The following is a 14,705-nucleotide window of genomic DNA, read 5'->3' on the forward strand; positions in this document are numbered from 1 at the left end:
ATCGGCCGTTCGGTCCTGTCCGGCGGGCCGGAACCCTGTTCTAGCAGGCGAAACCTGTTTTTGTTTATCAAACGGACAGAAAGCGCGCAAAGTGCGCCGGGATTATTCCTCGGCCCACAGTCAGGACCGCTGCCGCAGGAAATTCTCGACCTCGTCGGTGATCCGGGCGATTTGCTGCTCGTTCAGCGACGTTCCGCTCGGCAGGGTGAGCCCTCGGGCGAAGAGTTGGTCCGCGGCACCGGTCAGCCGGGCCTCGGCACCGGCGAACAGGGGCTGCCGATGCATCGGTTTCCACGCCGGCCGCGTCTCGATGTCGGCCTGGGCGAGGTGGCTGGCCAGGTCCGCAGCCTGCCAGCCGCTGAGGTGCGGGTCGACGGTGATCACCGTGAGCCAGCAGTTGGTGCCCGGGTCGCTGTCGGCCAGCACCTCGACGCCGTTCACCGGGGCGAACAGCTTCGTGTAGTGCTCTCGAATTCGACGTCGACGCGCGAGCAACTCGTCCAGCCGGGCGAGTTGGGCACGGCCGACCGCCGCCAGGATGTTGCTGAGCCGGTAGTTGAAGCCCATCTCGTCGTGCTCGTGGTGGGCCGCCGGGATGCGGGCCTGGTTGGCCCGATGGCGGGCCCGGGCGATCAGTTGCGCGTCGTGTGACAGCAGCATCCCGCCGCCCGAAGTGGTGATCATCTTGTTGTGGCTGAAGGAGAGCACCCCCGCGTCGCCGAAGGAGCCGGCACAGCGTCCCCGGTACGTCGAGCCCAGGGCCTCCGCCGAGTCCTCGATCACGGCCAGATCCGCCTCCCGACACAGGGCCAGCAGGGGGTCGTAGTCGACACACGAGCCGAACATGTCGACCGGCATCACCGCACCGATCCGCCGTCCGGCCCGGTGCAGGTCGGCGATGACCTCGCCCAACAGGCCGACGTCGACATTGCCGGTGGCCGGGTCGCAGTCCACGAAATAGGGAGTGGCACCGGCGTGGAGCACGGCGTTGGCGGTCGCCACGAAGGTCACGGTGGGCACCAGCACCAGCTGCCCCGGCCCCACACCGCAGGAGAGCAGCCCCAGGTGCAGGGCGGCGGTGCCCGAGTTGAGGGCGAGAGCGTACGGCACGCCGACCCGTCGGGCGATCTCCTGTTCGAAGGCGTCCACCTCCGGACCGAACGGCGTCGCCCAGCCGCTGCGTAGCGCACGCAGGACCGCAGCCTCCTCGGCCGGTCCCACGTCGGGTGCGGACAGGTGGATGGGCGCGCGCACAGGCATGGAAACTCCTCGCAGCGAATCGGTCGCCTACGCAGCACTAAACGACCCGACCACCAGGGAGTTTCGCCATTTTCGCGAGCAGCTGTCCATTTTGTCAGTGTTGCTCGTCGGCTTGGCTGGTCATGTCGACCGGACCGCCACCGCGATCACTACCAGTCGTCTCCTGCGGCCAACCGGTTGCTGAGCAACGTCGCCATCGGCAAGCTCTCTCCGTCCCGACCGCCTCGACCGACCACCAGGGGCGGTGGTGACGGCTCGGGCCGAGCGCCGAACAGCCGGGCAGCCAGGCTGGCGGGCACGGTCAGCAGGAAGTAGCGGCCCGCGATGTCCACCGCGCGGGTGTGGGCGCGGTCGATGTACCAGCCGGTGAGGTGGGTGCGGTAGCGACGGTGCCCGTCGTAGGACACCGCCACGAGCCGCCTGGTGCGCAGACCTCGCCGAAGGGCCTGCTCCGCGAACCGGGCCACCAACTCCGCCGCCTCAGCCTGCTCGACCGCGCGCTGTCGCGCCTCGGCCGCGGCGTGCGCCCGAACCGCATGCTGCCGTCGTTCCCGCCATGCTGGGCCGTCGTCCGTCACATGTGCCACGGTACTGGCAACCACGCCGCCCGCTGTCCGGACCGGCGCGGCCCGGTCAGCTGCGTCGATCCGTCAGCGGGCGGAGCTTCTCAGGCCAGGCCGGCGCGGCGTAGGGCCTCGGCCATCGCGTCGTTGACCGGGGCGCGCTCACCCTGGCCCTGCCGTCGGGGCTGCCCACCGCGCGAAACCCGGTCCGTCCCGCGTCCGCCCCGCTCGGCGCGCTGCCCGCCACCGGCCTGGCCACGCTGTCCACCCCTCGTGCCGCCACCGGCGTCGCGGTCGCGCCGAGCACCCGTCTCGGGCGTTCGGCCGCCGGCCGGGGCGTCGTCGTCCAGCCGCAGGGTCAGCGAGATGCGCTTACGCGGTACGTCCACGTCCAGCACCTTGACCTTCACCACGTCGCCGGACTTCACCACCTCGTGCGGGTCCTTGACGAAGGTGCGCGACATCGCCGACACGTGCACCAGTCCGTCCTGGTGCACCCCGACATCCACGAACGCGCCGAACGCGGCGACGTTGGTGACCACGCCTTCGAGGATCATCCCGGGCGTGAGATCGCTGATCTTCTCGACGCCCTCGACGAAGGTCGCCGTCTTGAACTCCGGCCGCGGATCGCGGCCCGGCTTCTCCAACTCGGCGAGAATGTCGGTGACGGTGGGCAGGCCGAAGGTGTCGTCGACGAAGTCGGTCGCGCGCAGCCCGCGCAGGATGCTGCTCTTGCCGATGATCGACCGCAGGTCCTGGCCGGTCGAGGCGAGGATGCGGCGCACCACCGGGTACGCCTCCGGGTGCACGCTGGAGGAGTCCAGCGGGTCGTCGCCGCCGGGGATGCGCAGGAAGCCCGCACACTGCTCGAACGCCTTCGGCCCGAGCCGGGTCACCTTCCGCAGGTCGGCCCGGGTGCGGAACGGCCCGTTGGCGTCCCGGTGCAGCACGATGTTCTCGGCCAGGCCGGCGCCGATGCCGGAGACCCGGGTGAGCAGGGGAGCCGACGCGGTGTTGACGTCCACACCGACGGCGTTGACGCAGTCCTCCACCACGGCGTCCAGCGACCGCGACAGCTTCACCTCAGACAGGTCGTGCTGGTACTGCCCGACGCCGATCGAGCGCGGGTCGATCTTGACCAGTTCGGCGAGCGGGTCCTGGAGGCGGCGGGCGATGGAGACCGCGCCGCGCAGCGACACGTCCAGTCCGGGCAGCTCCTGCGCCGCGTACGCGGAGGCGGAGTAGACCGAGGCGCCGGCCTCGGAAACCACGATCTTGGTCAGCTTCAGCTCGGGGTGCCGCTTGATCAGGTCGCCGGCCAGCTTGTCGGTCTCCCGGCTGGCGGTGCCGTTGCCGATGGCGATCAGCTCGACGCCGTGCGCCGCGGCCAGCGTGGCGAGGGTGTGCAGGGAGGCGTCCCACTGCCGGCGCGGCTCGTGCGGGTAGATGGTGTCGGTGGCGACCACCTTGCCGGTGGCGTCCACCACGGCCACCTTCACCCCGGTACGCAGGCCCGGGTCCAGCCCCATGGTGGGCCGGGCGCCGGCCGGCGCGGCGAGCAGCAAATCCCGCAGGTTGGTGGCGAAGACCCGGACCGCCTCCTCCTCGGCCGCCTGCCACAGCCGCATCCGCAGGTCCGCACCGAGATGGATGAGGATGCGGGTACGCCACGCCCAGCGCACCGTATCGGCGAGCCACTTGTCGGCGGGCCGCCCGGCGTCGCTGACCCCGAACCGGCCGGCGATGGCGGCCTCGTACCGGGTCGGGCCGGTGACCGGCGCGTCAACGTCGCCGTCGGGCTCCGGATCCATGGTCAGGTCGAGCACGCCCTCCTTCTCGCCCCGGAACATGGCCAGGATCCGGTGCGAGGGCAGTCTCGGGTACGGCTCGGCGAAGTCGAAGTAGTCGGCGAACTTCGCGCCGGCGCTCTCCTGTCCCTCGCGTACCCGGGACACCAGCCGGCCCCGCGACCACATCTGTTCGCGCAGCGTGCCGATCAGGTCGGCGTCCTCGGCGAACCGCTCGATCAGGATGGCCCGCGCCCCGTCCAGCGCGGCGGCGACGTCGGCCACCCCCTTGTCGGCGTCGACGTAGCCGGCGGCTGTCTCGCGCGGGTCGCGCGTCGGGTCGCCGAGCAGCGTGTCGGCGAGGGGCTCCAAACCGGCCTCGCGGGCGATCTGTGCCCGGGTCCGCCGCTTCGGCTTGTACGGCAGGTAGATGTCCTCCAGGCGGGACTTGGAGTCGGCCGCCATGATCTGCGCTTCCAGGGCCTCGTCCAGCTTGCCCTGGGAACGGATCGACTCCAGCACCGCCGCCCGACGCTCGTCCAGCTCGCGCAGGTAGCGCAGGCGCTCCTCCAGGGTGCGCAGCTGGGTGTCGTCGAGCAGCCCGGTGGCCTCCTTGCGGTAGCGCGCGATGAACGGCACGGTGGCGCCGCCGTCGAGTAGCTCCACGGCCGCGTGTACCTGGCGCTCGGCGATGCCGAGTTCCTCGGCGATGCGCTGATGAACAGTGAGGGTCACGTCTTCGCTCCGCCTTCTGATGTGGGTTACGTGGTGCATTCTGCCGGGCTACCGTGGCGATCATGGAAGCACCTGTGGAGCCGCGGGCACGGCGGCTCTTCGGCGGCAGCGCTCGGACCCTCGGCGATCTCGCGACCAGCCCGTTCCGCGCCGACCGGGACCGCATCGTCGGCTCGCCGTTCTTCACCCGGCTGGGCGGCGTCACCCAGGTGGTCAGTCCGGGCGGGTCCGGGCTGCTGGTGCACAACCGGCTCACGCACAGCCTGAAGGTAGCCCAGGTGGCTCGGGCGATCGCCGAACGGCTCACCGCCGACGGGTCGCAGCGCGACCTGATGGAGAAGCTGGGCGGCTGCGACCCGGACGTGGTGGAGGCCGCCGCGCTCGCCCACGATCTCGGCCATCCACCCTTCGGGCACCTGGGGGAGCGGGTGCTGGATCGGCTCGCCCGGCACCGGCTCGGCCTGGCCGACGGGTTCGAGGGCAACGCCCAGTCGTACCGCATCGTCACCTCGACCGAGATCCGTGGCGCGGCCACCACCGGCCTGGACCTGACCGCGGCGGTGCGGGCGGCGATGCTGAAGTACCCCTGGACCCGACTCGACCATCCCGACCCGCATCCGCGCCTGATGGACCCGCCGCCGCGCGGAGCCACCGCGCCCTTCGACGACCCGGACAGCGGCTCAACGAAGTTCGGGGCGTACCGCACCGAGGTGGACGACCTGCGGCAGGCCCGGGCCCCGTTCGTCGGACGGGTCGCCGACTGGCAGCAGACCGTCGAGGCGTCGGTGATGGACACCGCCGACGACATCGCGTACGCGATCCACGACGTGGAGGACTTCTACCGGGTCGGAGTGCTCCAGCAGGGCGCGGTGGCCGCCGAGTTGATGGCCTGGCAGCGTGAGGGGGCGAGCCTACGCAGCATCACCGACGCGGCGCTGACCACCTCGGCCCGCCGGCCCGGCGCGGCGATCGAGCGGCTGCGCCGCCAACTGCACGGCAAGGACGGCTGGATCGCCGACGACGACGCGTTCGCCGCCGCCGTCGAGCATGTCCGCGGGGAACTGGTGGAGGGGCTGCTGGCGCTGCCGTTCGACGGCTCGATCGAGGCTGAGCAGTACGTGACCCGCTTCTCCGCCCGCTGGACCACCCGGTTCGTCGACGCGATCACCGTCGTGGAGCAGCCGTCGGTGCGCTCCGGGCACGTGCTGCTCGGCCCGGCGCAGTGGCACGAGGTGCAGGTGCTCAAGTTCGTGCACCACCGGTTCGTGCTGGCTCGCCCCGACCTGGCGCTGCACCAGCGCGGTCAGGCGCGGTTGCTCGGCACCCTGGTCGAGGCGCTGCTGGAGTGGCTGCTCGACCCGGAGGAGGAGTCCCGGCTGCCCCGGCGGCTGCACGACCTGGTGGAGTTGGCCGAGGCGGAGTTGCATCCGCGTACCCCGGACCGGATCGGCAAGGCCCGCGGCCGGGCCATCGTGGACTTCGTGGCCCAACTGACCGACGGCCAGGCGGTGGCGATGCTGGATTCGCTCTCCGGCCGCTCCGGCGCTCTCTGGACCGACGCGTTCGTGCTGTGACGACGTACCCCGGCACCAGCCGACGGTCGTCCGCTGGACCCGGCGCGGCCCGGTAACTGGGCACCCCACCATGGGTGCTTCGTCCTGATCGGAGTCAGCGCTGGCTCCCGAGAAACTCCGGTGCGGTCGCATGGCCCTCGGCGCAGATTCCGTCCCGGCGCAGCGTCGTACCGACGGTGGCGACCAGGATCGACAGGTCGAGTCGGAAGCTGCGGCGCTCCACGTACTCGACGTCAAGCGCGAGTCTGTCGTCCCAGTCGAGGCTGTTGCGCCCGCGCACCTGCGCCAGACCGGTGACACCCGGGCGAACTAGGTGCCGCCGCGCCTGAGTGGGCGAATAGCGACTGAGGTACTGGGGGAGCAGCGGCCGAGGCCCGACGAGGCTCATATCCCCGCGCAGGACATTCCAGAAAGTGGGCAACTCATCCAGGCTGGTGGCGCGCAGCCAACGACCGAGCGGGGTGAGTCGATCGGCGTCACTGATCAAATCGCCGTGTGGCTCGCGCATGGTGCGAAACTTGACCAGCTCGAATGGGCGTTCGTGTAGCCCGATGCGGCACTGCCGGAACAAGACTGGTCGCCCCAGCCCTACGGCGACTGCCGCCGCTACCACAACCATCACCGGTGCCGTCAGCAGCAGTAGCGCGGCCGCCAGGACCACGTCCACGAATCGCTTCACCTGATCATCCGGTTGGGCGTGTCGGGGCTGGCGTACGGGCGCAGCAGGCGAGGGTGTGGACAAGATCCGACCTCCGTCCAAGTCAAACGGTCATTCCTCACAGAAGGTTTGTATCAGGTGCAATGCTCGCGTACCGGGGAATATCGGCACACCGCCGGGAACCGGGGCGACTGCTTCGGGTGTGATTCAGCGAGCCGGCACGCCCTTGACCACAACGTTCGGCGGGACGTCGCGTACGACGCAGGCGCCGGCTCCTACCGTTGCCCCGGCACCGATCTGTAGCCGGGGCAGCACCACGGCGCCCGCTCCGATCAGCACGGAGGTGCCGAGGCGGCAGTCGCCGGAGACGGCGGCGAGCGGGTGCAGCGACACGTGGTCGCCGACAACGCAGTCGTGGGCGAGGGTAGCGTTCTGGTTGACGTGCAGGTGCCGCCCTGCAGTGACGTTGGTGGTGATTCGGGCGCCGGCAAACACCACCAGGCCCTCGGCTGCGTTGAGATCGGCACCCACGGTGGCGTCCGGGTGTACGAGACTGGCTGCGGGCAAGCCGAGCGCGTCGACCCGGGTGTCCACGGCTCGCCGGATGGTGGGATCGCCCAGTCCGAGCGTGACATGGGTCTGCGGCGGCAGGTCGTGAAGCACTGCCAGCGTGCCGAGGTACGGGCCTCCGGTCGCCTCGGCTCGCTTACGGTTGATCTCCGAGGGCGCGTCGTCAACGAAGCCGACCAGCCGCCAGGCCGGCCGGCCGCTCGCCTCGTTGACGGCCGCCACGAGTTGGGCGATCTCCCGACCGTGACCACCGCAGCCGATGATGACGAGGTCGATGGTCATCCTGATCTGTCACCTCGCAGGGCCCACCGGCGCGACCCAACCGCACCGCACTGCTCTGACAAGGAGGTCAACGAGGTGACCGTGAACGGGTGTCGCCCTGATGGAGGCAAACTCGCCCATTCACCTGGTTGTGCGTTGCTAGACCTGGTCGGCGAACTTCCTCAGGCGACCGCCTGCCACCAGCCGTCAACCGGCGGCGGATCGTCGACCACCACCCGCTCGCCGGGGCGCGGCACGGCCAGCCGGACGTCGCGCGCCTTGGCCTCGGCCCAGAGCCGGTCCACCGGCTCGGACCAGTCGTGCAGGGCGAGGTTGAACGTGGCCCAGTGCACCGGCAGGAACAGCCCGCCGCGCAGGTCCAGGTGGGCGGTGACCGCCTCCTCCGGGAACATGTGGATGCCCGGCCAGGCCCGGTCATAGGCGCCGATCTGCATCAGCGTCACGTCGAACGGGCCGTGCTCCGCGCCGATCTCGGCGTACCCCTCGAAGTAGCCGGAGTCGCCGGTGTAGTAGACCCGGCGCTGGCGCCCGGCCACCACCCAGGAGCTCCACAGGGTGCCGTTGCGGCGCAGGCCGCGGCCGGAGAAGTGCTGGGCGGCGGCGCAAGTGATCTCCAGGTCGGCCACCCGGTGGGTCTGCGACCAGTCCAGTTCGACGATCCGGTCGGCCGGCACGCCCCAGCGGTCGAGGTGGGCGCCGATACCGAGCGGCACCAGGAACGGCGCCGACTGCCGGGCTGTCAGCTCCCGCACCGTGGCCATGTCCAGGTGGTCGTAGTGGTCGTGTGAGATCAGAATCGCGTCGAGCCGGGGCAGTTCGTCGAGGCGTACCGGCGGCTCGTGCAACCGACGCGGGCCGACGGCCGCCGAGGGCGAACACCTATCGCTCCACACCGGGTCGAGCAGCACCCGCCGGCCCTCGATCTCGACCAGTGTGGTGGCGTGGCCGTACCAGACGACGTTGAGCTCGCGTGCCGGATCGACATCGGGCGCCGGGGTGGGCCGGACCAGCGGCACCGCGACGCTCGGCCGCCGCTTCTGCTTGCCGAAGATCAGTTCCCGGAGCAGGTTATGGTCGGCGGCCGGGGCCATCGCCCGGGTGGTCGCCCGGTTGTGGAACGTGCCGTCGCGGAACTGCGGTGACCGGGCGGCCCGTTCGGCCCGCGCGCCGGCCAGCCGGCCGCCGAGGGCAACCGGAATGTCCCGGGCCGCCCAGGCCAGGCCGGCCAGGCTGGCCAGGCCGGCCAACGCGGCCAGGCCGGCCAGCGACCCACTTATCCGTCGGCCGGTGGTCGGCCGCTCCGGCTCCCTCGGCGCCCGCATGATTCCCCCTCAGCTTCTTCCGGCACCACGTTAGTCGCCTCAGCCGCCGTTGCTGGGCCGGTAGGGGCGGGCGCGGTGCGTGGTGCCGGCGCCGCCGAGCCCGGCGGTCAGGTCCAGGAACCGCCGCCCCAGCCGGGCCCGGGCCTGCACGGCGGGGTGGGTGGCGCCGAAGTCGTCCGCGCCGGCCTGGCCGTCGGCGAAGAGGGCGTACGTCACCAGGGGCGCCCCGGCGGCGTCGAAGATCACTCCGGCCTCGTGCCGGGCGTCGGCGAACCAGCCCGCCTTGGTGGCGATCCGGGCCCGCTCGGCCGAGGACATGTCGCGCCGGATGCCGTCGGTGAACGCCACCGGTGAGCGCAGCATCCGCAGCACGACCTCCGTCGAGGCGGGGGAGAGCAGCGCGCCGCCGACGAGCGCCCGGAGCAGGTCATGGGTCTCCCGTGGCGTGCTGGTGCCCAGGAAGAACCGGTTCGGGTTGGCGACCGGCTGCACCTGGGTGTTGGGGAAGCCCTTGGCCACCAGGATCTGGTTGAGCTCGGCGGCCGGGCAGACCAGCCCGCACAGCCGTACGGCGGTGTCGTCGGAGACGGTCAGCAGGTTGGCCAGTACGTGCCCGAGGGTGACCGAACTGGGGTAGGCGCCGTCCAGGCTGAAGATGCCGTCGCCACTCGGCACGATGATCCCCGCCGTCACCTCCACCTGATGGTCGAGCGTGAGCAGGCCGCGGTCGACCTTGTCCAGCACCGCGACCGCCACGGCGATCTTGTTGACGCTGTACGCCTCGATCCGCCGGTCCGCCGACTCGCTCACCGCTTCCACCGGGTCACCGCCGGACGGGCCGGTGAGGCTGACGTACGCCTGCCAGTTTCCCCCGGCCCGGCCGCTCTCCCAGCGGTAGGCGGCCCCGATGCGTGCCGCGATCCGCTCAGGGTTGCCGCCGGCCTCCGCCCCGGCGGCCTCCGCCCCGGCGGCCTCCGCCCCGCCGGCCGGTGCGGCGCGGCCGGGGTCAGCGGCGGCCGGCACGGCCGTGCCGAACACGGTGCCGGCCGTGGCCACGGTGCCCAGACCGAGCGCGGTCCTGCGGTTCAACCGGATCGTCAACTGTCTCTCCCATCGGTCCTGACGGTGTCCTCGCAGACACCCTAGACCGACAGATCGAAAATTGTGCTCCCCTCGATGCGTTCACGGGGCGAGGACGACCTTGACGCAGCCGTCCTCCTTGCGCTGGAACATCTCGTACGCCTGCGGGGCCGCAGCCAGCGGCAGCCGGTGGGTACGCAGGTCCGCCACGCCGAGCGGGTCGGCGTCGTCGGCGAGCAGCGGGATGATCTCGTCGGTCCAGCGGCGGACGTGGCACTGGCCCATCCGCAGCTGGATGCCCCGGTCGAACATCTCCATCAGCGGCAGCGGGTCCACCTCACCGCCGTACACCCCCGAGACGGAGACCGTGCCGCCGCGTCGGACGGCCTTCATCGCGGCCTTGAGCACGACCAGCCGGTCCACCCCGATTTTGTCGATCATCGGTTGGGCGAGTTTGTCGGGCAGCAGTCCGGCGACGGTCTGGGCGGCCTTGCCCAGCGGCGCGCCGTGTGCCTCCATGCCGACCGCGTCGATCACCGCGTCCGGCCCGCGCCCGTCCACCAGGTCGATCAACGTGCCGGGCACGTCGTCGAGTTGGGAGACGTCGAGCACCTCCACGCCGTGCCGGCGGGCCATCGCCAGCCGTTCCGGCACGAGGTCCAACCCGATCACCCGCTCGGCGCCGAGGTGCCGGCCGACGCGGGCGCAGAACTGGCCGACCGGGCCGAGCCCGAAGACGGCCAGGGTCCCGCCGCGCCCAGTGTCGGCGTACTTCACGGCCTGCCAGGCGGTGGGAAGGATGTCGGAGAGGTAGAGCCACCGCTCGTCCGGGCCGTCGTCCGGCACCTTGACCGGGCCGAACTCGGCGTACGGCACCCGCAGGTACTCCGCCTGGCCGCCGGGTACGGCGCCGTACAGCGAGGTGTAGCCGAACAGGGCGGCGCCCTTGCCCTCGGCGGTGACCTGGGTGGTCTCGCACTGCGCGTACAGCTGCCGCTGACACATCCAGCAGCTGCCACAGGCGATGTTGAACGGCACCACCACCCGGTCGCCCGGCTTGATCCGGGTCACCCCCGGGCCGACCTCCTCGACGACGCCGATCGGCTCGTGGCCGAGCACGTCACCCGGCTTGAGGTACGGCCCGAGGACCTCGTAGAGATGCAGGTCCGAGCCGCAGATCGCGGTGGAGGTGATCCGGACGATCGCGTCGGTCGGCTCCTCGATGCGGGGATCGGGCACCTCTTCGACCCGTACGTCCCGCTTGCCCTGCCACGTGACTGCCCGCATGCCGTCCCCTCCTCCTCGATTCGGGTAAGGAACTGCTACCCGAGCCAAGGAGCTTCAACCGACCCGCTCGCGGGCACCTCGCTCCTCGATCGTTGACGCCTCAGCCACTCGACACGCCGAGTAGGCGACCGCGCAAGCGTCAACGATCAAGGGCACACGTTGTGCCGCCGGGGGCGGCGGCGTCGGGTCAGGTGCCGGGGGTGTCGCCGCGCTTCGTGGTGGCGGCCAGGTAGTCGCGGTTGAGGCGGCCGATGGTGCTCAGCGGGATGCCCTTCGGGCAGACCACGGTGCACTCGCCGGCGTTGGTGCAGCCGCCGAAGCCCGCCTCGTCGTGCGCGTCGACCATGCCGATCACCCGGGTGTAGCGCTCCGGCTGCCCCTGCGGCATCAGCGAGAGTTGGGTGACCTTGGCGGCGGTGAAGAGCAAGCCCGAGCCGTTCGGGCAGGCCGCCACGCAGGCACCGCAGCCGATGCAGGCGGCCGACTCGAACGCGGCGTCCGCGTTGGCCTTGGCCACTGGTACGGAGTGCGCCTCGGGCGCGCTGCCGGTGGGCGCGGTGATGTACCCGCCGGCAGCGATGATCTGGTCGAAGGCGCTGCGGTCGACCACCAGGTCCTTGATGACCGGGAAGGGGCGGGCCCGCCACGGCTCGATGTCGATCGTGTCGCCGTCTTTGAACTGCCGCATGTGCAGCTGGCAGGCGGTGGTGCCGCGCTGCGGCCCGTGCGCATTGCCGTTGATCATCAATCCGCACATGCCGCAGATGCCCTCGCGGCAGTCGTGGTCGAAGGCGACCGGCTCCTCGCCGTCGAGGATGAGCCGCTCGTTGAGGACGTCGAGCATCTCCAGGAACGACATGTCCGGGGAGACGTCGTCGACCTGGTAGGTCACCATCCGACCCTTGTCCTGTGGGCCGGACTGGCGCCAGATGCGCAGGGTCAGGTTCACTTGTAGCTCCGCTGCGTGGGGTGGACGTATTCGAAGTTGAGGTCTTCCTTGTGCAGCACCGAGGGCTGGCCGGTCGCGGTGAACTCCCAGGCCGCCACGTAGGCGAAGTTGTCGTCGTCGCGCTCGGCCTCGCCGTCGGCGGTCTGGTGTTCGGCCCGGAAGTGGCCGCCGCAGGACTCCTCGCGGTGCAGGGCGTCGATGCACATCAGCTCGGCCAGCTCGAAGAAGTCGGCCACCCGGCCGGCCTTCTCCAGCGACTGGTTGAGCCCCTCGCCGTCGCCGGGCACCCGCACCCGCTGCCAGAACTGGTCGCGCAGGGCGCGGATCTCGTCGATCGCCTTACGCAGCCCGGCCTCGGAGCGCTCCATGCCGCAGTGCTCCCACATGATCTGGCCCAGCTCCCGGTGGAACGAGTCAACCGTCCGGTCGCCGTTGATCGCGAGCAGCCGCTGGATGCGGTCCTCCACGTCCCGCCGCGCCTCGACCGCCGCCGGGTGGCTGGCGTCGACCTTCTCGAACGGGCCGGCGGCCAGGTAGTTGGCGATCGTGTTCGGCAGCACGAAGTACCCGTCGGCCAGGCCCTGCATCAGCGCCGAGGCGCCGAGCCGGTTCGCGCCGTGGTCGGAGAAGTTCGCCTCGCCGATCACGAACAGGCCGGGAATGGTGGACTGGAGGTCGTAGTCGACCCAGAGGCCGCCCATCGTGTAGTGCACGGCCGGGTAGATCCGCATCGGGACCTCGTACGGGTCCTCGCCGGTGATCCGCTCGTACATCTCGAACAGGTTGCCGTACTTGGCCTCGATGGCCTTGCGGCCGAGCCGGTCGATGGCGTCGGCGAAGTCCAGGTAGACGCCGAGCTTCGTCGGGCCCACACCGCGCCCCTCGTCGCAGACGTTCTTGGCGGCCCGGGAGGCGATGTCCCGGGGCACCAGGTTGCCGAAGGAGGGGTAGATGCGCTCCAGGTAGTAGTCCCGCTCGTCCTCGGGGATGTCCCGCGGGCTGCGGTCGTCGCCCTTGACCTTCGGCACCCAGACCCGGCCGTCGTTGCGCAGCGACTCGCTCATCAGGGTCAGCTTCGACTGGTGATCGCCGGAGACCGGGATGCAGGTCGGGTGGATCTGCGTGTAGCAGGGGTTGGCGAAGTACGCGCCCTTGCGGTGCGCCCGCCAGGTGGCGGTGACGTTGCAGCCCTTGGCGTTGGTGGAGAGGTAGAAGACGTTGCCGTATCCGCCGGAGGCGAGTACGACGGCGTCGGCGAACTCGCAGGTGATCTCGCCGGTGACCATGTCCCGGACCACGATGCCCCGGGCCTTGCCGTCGACGACGATCAGCTCCAGCATCTCGTGCCGGGCGTTCATCTCCACGTTGCCCAGGCCGATCTGCCGCTCCAGGGCCTGGTACGCGCCGAGCAGCAGCTGCTGGCCCGTCTGGCCCCGGGCGTAGAAGGTGCGCTGCACCTGGGCGCCGCCGAAGGAGCGGGTGTCGAGCAGGCCGCCGTACTCGCGGGCGAACGGCACGCCCTGGGCGACGCACTGGTCGATGATGTTGACCGAGACCTCGGCCAGCCGGTGCACGTTCGATTCCCGGGAGCGGAAGTCGCCGCCCTTGACGGTGTCGTAGAAGAGCCGGTGCACCGAGTCGCCGTCGTTGCGGTAGTTTTTGGCGGCGTTGATGCCGCCCTGCGCGGCGATCGAGTGGGCCCGCCGCGGGCTGTCCTGGTAGCAGTACGACTTGACCCGGTAGCCCTGCTCGGCGAGCGTGGCCGCGGCGGAGCCGCCGGCCAGGCCGGTGCCGACCACGATCACCGTCATCTTGCGGCGGTTGGCCGGGTTGACCAGCTTGGCCTCGAAGCGGCGGCGTTCCCAGCGGGTTTCGATCGGGCCGTCGGGAGCCCTGGTGTCGGCGATCGGGTCGCCCTCGATGAAGAGATCCATGGTCAGGACACCAATCCGGTGAGTACGGCGAACGGGACCAGGAGGTAGCCGACGCAGAGCGCGACGGCGAAGACCAGGGCCACCGCCCTGGCCCGCTGCTCGCCGCGCGGGGTCTGCTGGCCGAGGCTGCGCAGCGCGCTGAACACGCCGTGTCGCAGGTGGAAGCCGAGGGCGACGATCGCCAGGGTGTAGAACAGGGTGACGTACCAGCGTCCCGGGGCGAAGTCGGCGACGACGTTGGCGTACGGCCGGGTCGAGTCGCCGACCGGGTTCAGCGTGCCGGTGGTCAGGTCCAGGATGTGGTAGACGACGAAGAGCAGGATGATCACACCGCCCCAGCGCATGGTGCGGGCCGCGTAGCTGCCCTGGATCTTCTTGCGGTGGGCGTAGCGCACCGGGCGGGCGGCGCGGGCGCGCAGCGCGAGCACCGTGGCAGCCCAGATGTGCAGGAGCACGGCCACCAGCAGCCCGACCCGCTGGAGCCACAGGAACCCGGTGCTGGGCAGCAGCGGGGCACCGATCTCGCGCAGCCACCCGGCGTAGTGGTTGAACGCCGTGGCACCCGTGAAGATCTTCAGATTGCCCAGCATGTGTGCGATGAGGAACAGCACCAGGAGGATGCCCGTCACCGCCATGACGGCCTTGAGGCCGACGTTGGATCGGATGGGCGACCGGGTTCTTGTCGTGACTACCACGCGATCGAC

General features: G+C 70.8%; 12 protein-coding genes. 1 reads left to right on the plus strand and 11 read right to left on the minus strand.

All coding sequences use genetic code 11. The features are described 5' to 3' along the window. Window positions 1-120 precede the first annotated feature (120 nt). From Vqi01_RS15075 to Vqi01_RS15085, 3 genes are all read right to left on the minus strand, one after another. Window positions 121-1,260: a DegT/DnrJ/EryC1/StrS family aminotransferase gene (locus Vqi01_RS15075; protein ID WP_204035416.1), complete on the minus strand. Its 1,140-nt coding sequence runs from the start codon at window positions 1,258-1,260 to the stop codon at window positions 121-123. A 149-nt stretch (window positions 1,261-1,409) separates the two neighbouring features. Beyond that, a complete protein-coding gene (locus Vqi01_RS15080; RefSeq protein ID WP_204035417.1) occupies window positions 1,410-1,838 on the minus strand; it encodes a hypothetical protein in 429 nt (142 codons plus the stop codon). Between the two features lie 89 nt (window positions 1,839-1,927). Continuing rightward, the gene (locus Vqi01_RS15085) at window positions 1,928-4,345 is read right to left on the minus strand and encodes a Tex family protein (RefSeq protein ID WP_204035418.1); all 2,418 of its coding nucleotides are present in this window, start codon (window positions 4,343-4,345) and stop codon (window positions 1,928-1,930) included. 62 nt (window positions 4,346-4,407) lie between these two features. Here Vqi01_RS15085 and Vqi01_RS15090 point away from each other — a divergent pair, with 62 nt between their 5' ends. Further along, window positions 4,408-5,919, plus strand: coding sequence for a deoxyguanosinetriphosphate triphosphohydrolase family protein (locus tag Vqi01_RS15090; RefSeq protein ID WP_204035419.1), 1,512 nt, complete (start codon window positions 4,408-4,410; stop codon window positions 5,917-5,919). A 94-nt stretch (window positions 5,920-6,013) separates the two neighbouring features. On the opposite strand, the gene Vqi01_RS15095 is transcribed toward Vqi01_RS15090, so the two are convergent. The 8 genes from Vqi01_RS15095 to Vqi01_RS15130 all read right to left on the minus strand — a co-directional run bounded on the left by Vqi01_RS15095 (window position 6,014) and on the right by Vqi01_RS15130 (window position 14,696). Then, window positions 6,014-6,598, minus strand: coding sequence for a sugar transferase (locus Vqi01_RS15095; protein ID WP_504740170.1), 585 nt, complete (start codon window positions 6,596-6,598; stop codon window positions 6,014-6,016). Between the two features lie 186 nt (window positions 6,599-6,784). Further along, window positions 6,785-7,429 (minus strand): NeuD/PglB/VioB family sugar acetyltransferase, encoded by a 645-nt coding sequence (locus Vqi01_RS15100; protein ID WP_204035421.1) that lies wholly within the window; start codon window positions 7,427-7,429, stop codon window positions 6,785-6,787. A gap of 161 nt (window positions 7,430-7,590) precedes the next feature. Further along, entirely contained in the window at window positions 7,591-8,751 is a 1,161-nt protein-coding gene (locus Vqi01_RS15105) for an MBL fold metallo-hydrolase (RefSeq protein ID WP_204035422.1), read from the minus strand. 39 nt (window positions 8,752-8,790) lie between these two features. Continuing rightward, entirely contained in the window at window positions 8,791-9,852 is a 1,062-nt protein-coding gene (locus Vqi01_RS15110; RefSeq protein WP_239098412.1) for a serine hydrolase, read from the minus strand. A gap of 81 nt (window positions 9,853-9,933) precedes the next feature. Continuing rightward, window positions 9,934-11,118 (minus strand): zinc-dependent alcohol dehydrogenase, encoded by a 1,185-nt coding sequence (locus Vqi01_RS15115; RefSeq protein WP_204035423.1) that lies wholly within the window; start codon window positions 11,116-11,118, stop codon window positions 9,934-9,936. 187 nt (window positions 11,119-11,305) lie between these two features. Beyond that, complete coding sequence (locus tag Vqi01_RS15120) at window positions 11,306-12,067, minus strand: succinate dehydrogenase/fumarate reductase iron-sulfur subunit (RefSeq protein ID WP_204035424.1); 762 nt, start codon at window positions 12,065-12,067, stop codon at window positions 11,306-11,308. Further along, window positions 12,064-14,001, minus strand: coding sequence for a fumarate reductase/succinate dehydrogenase flavoprotein subunit (locus Vqi01_RS15125; RefSeq protein ID WP_204035425.1), 1,938 nt, complete (start codon window positions 13,999-14,001; stop codon window positions 12,064-12,066). The genes Vqi01_RS15120 and Vqi01_RS15125 overlap by 4 nt, the downstream gene beginning before the upstream one ends. Before the next feature lie 2 nt (window positions 14,002-14,003). Beyond that, the gene (locus tag Vqi01_RS15130) at window positions 14,004-14,696 is read right to left on the minus strand and encodes a succinate dehydrogenase cytochrome b subunit (protein ID WP_275408812.1); all 693 of its coding nucleotides are present in this window, start codon (window positions 14,694-14,696) and stop codon (window positions 14,004-14,006) included. Window positions 14,697-14,705 lie beyond the last annotated feature (9 nt).

This window comes from Micromonospora qiuiae, from assembly GCF_016863555.1.
Lineage (GTDB): Bacteria > Actinomycetota > Actinomycetes > Mycobacteriales > Micromonosporaceae > Micromonospora > Micromonospora qiuiae.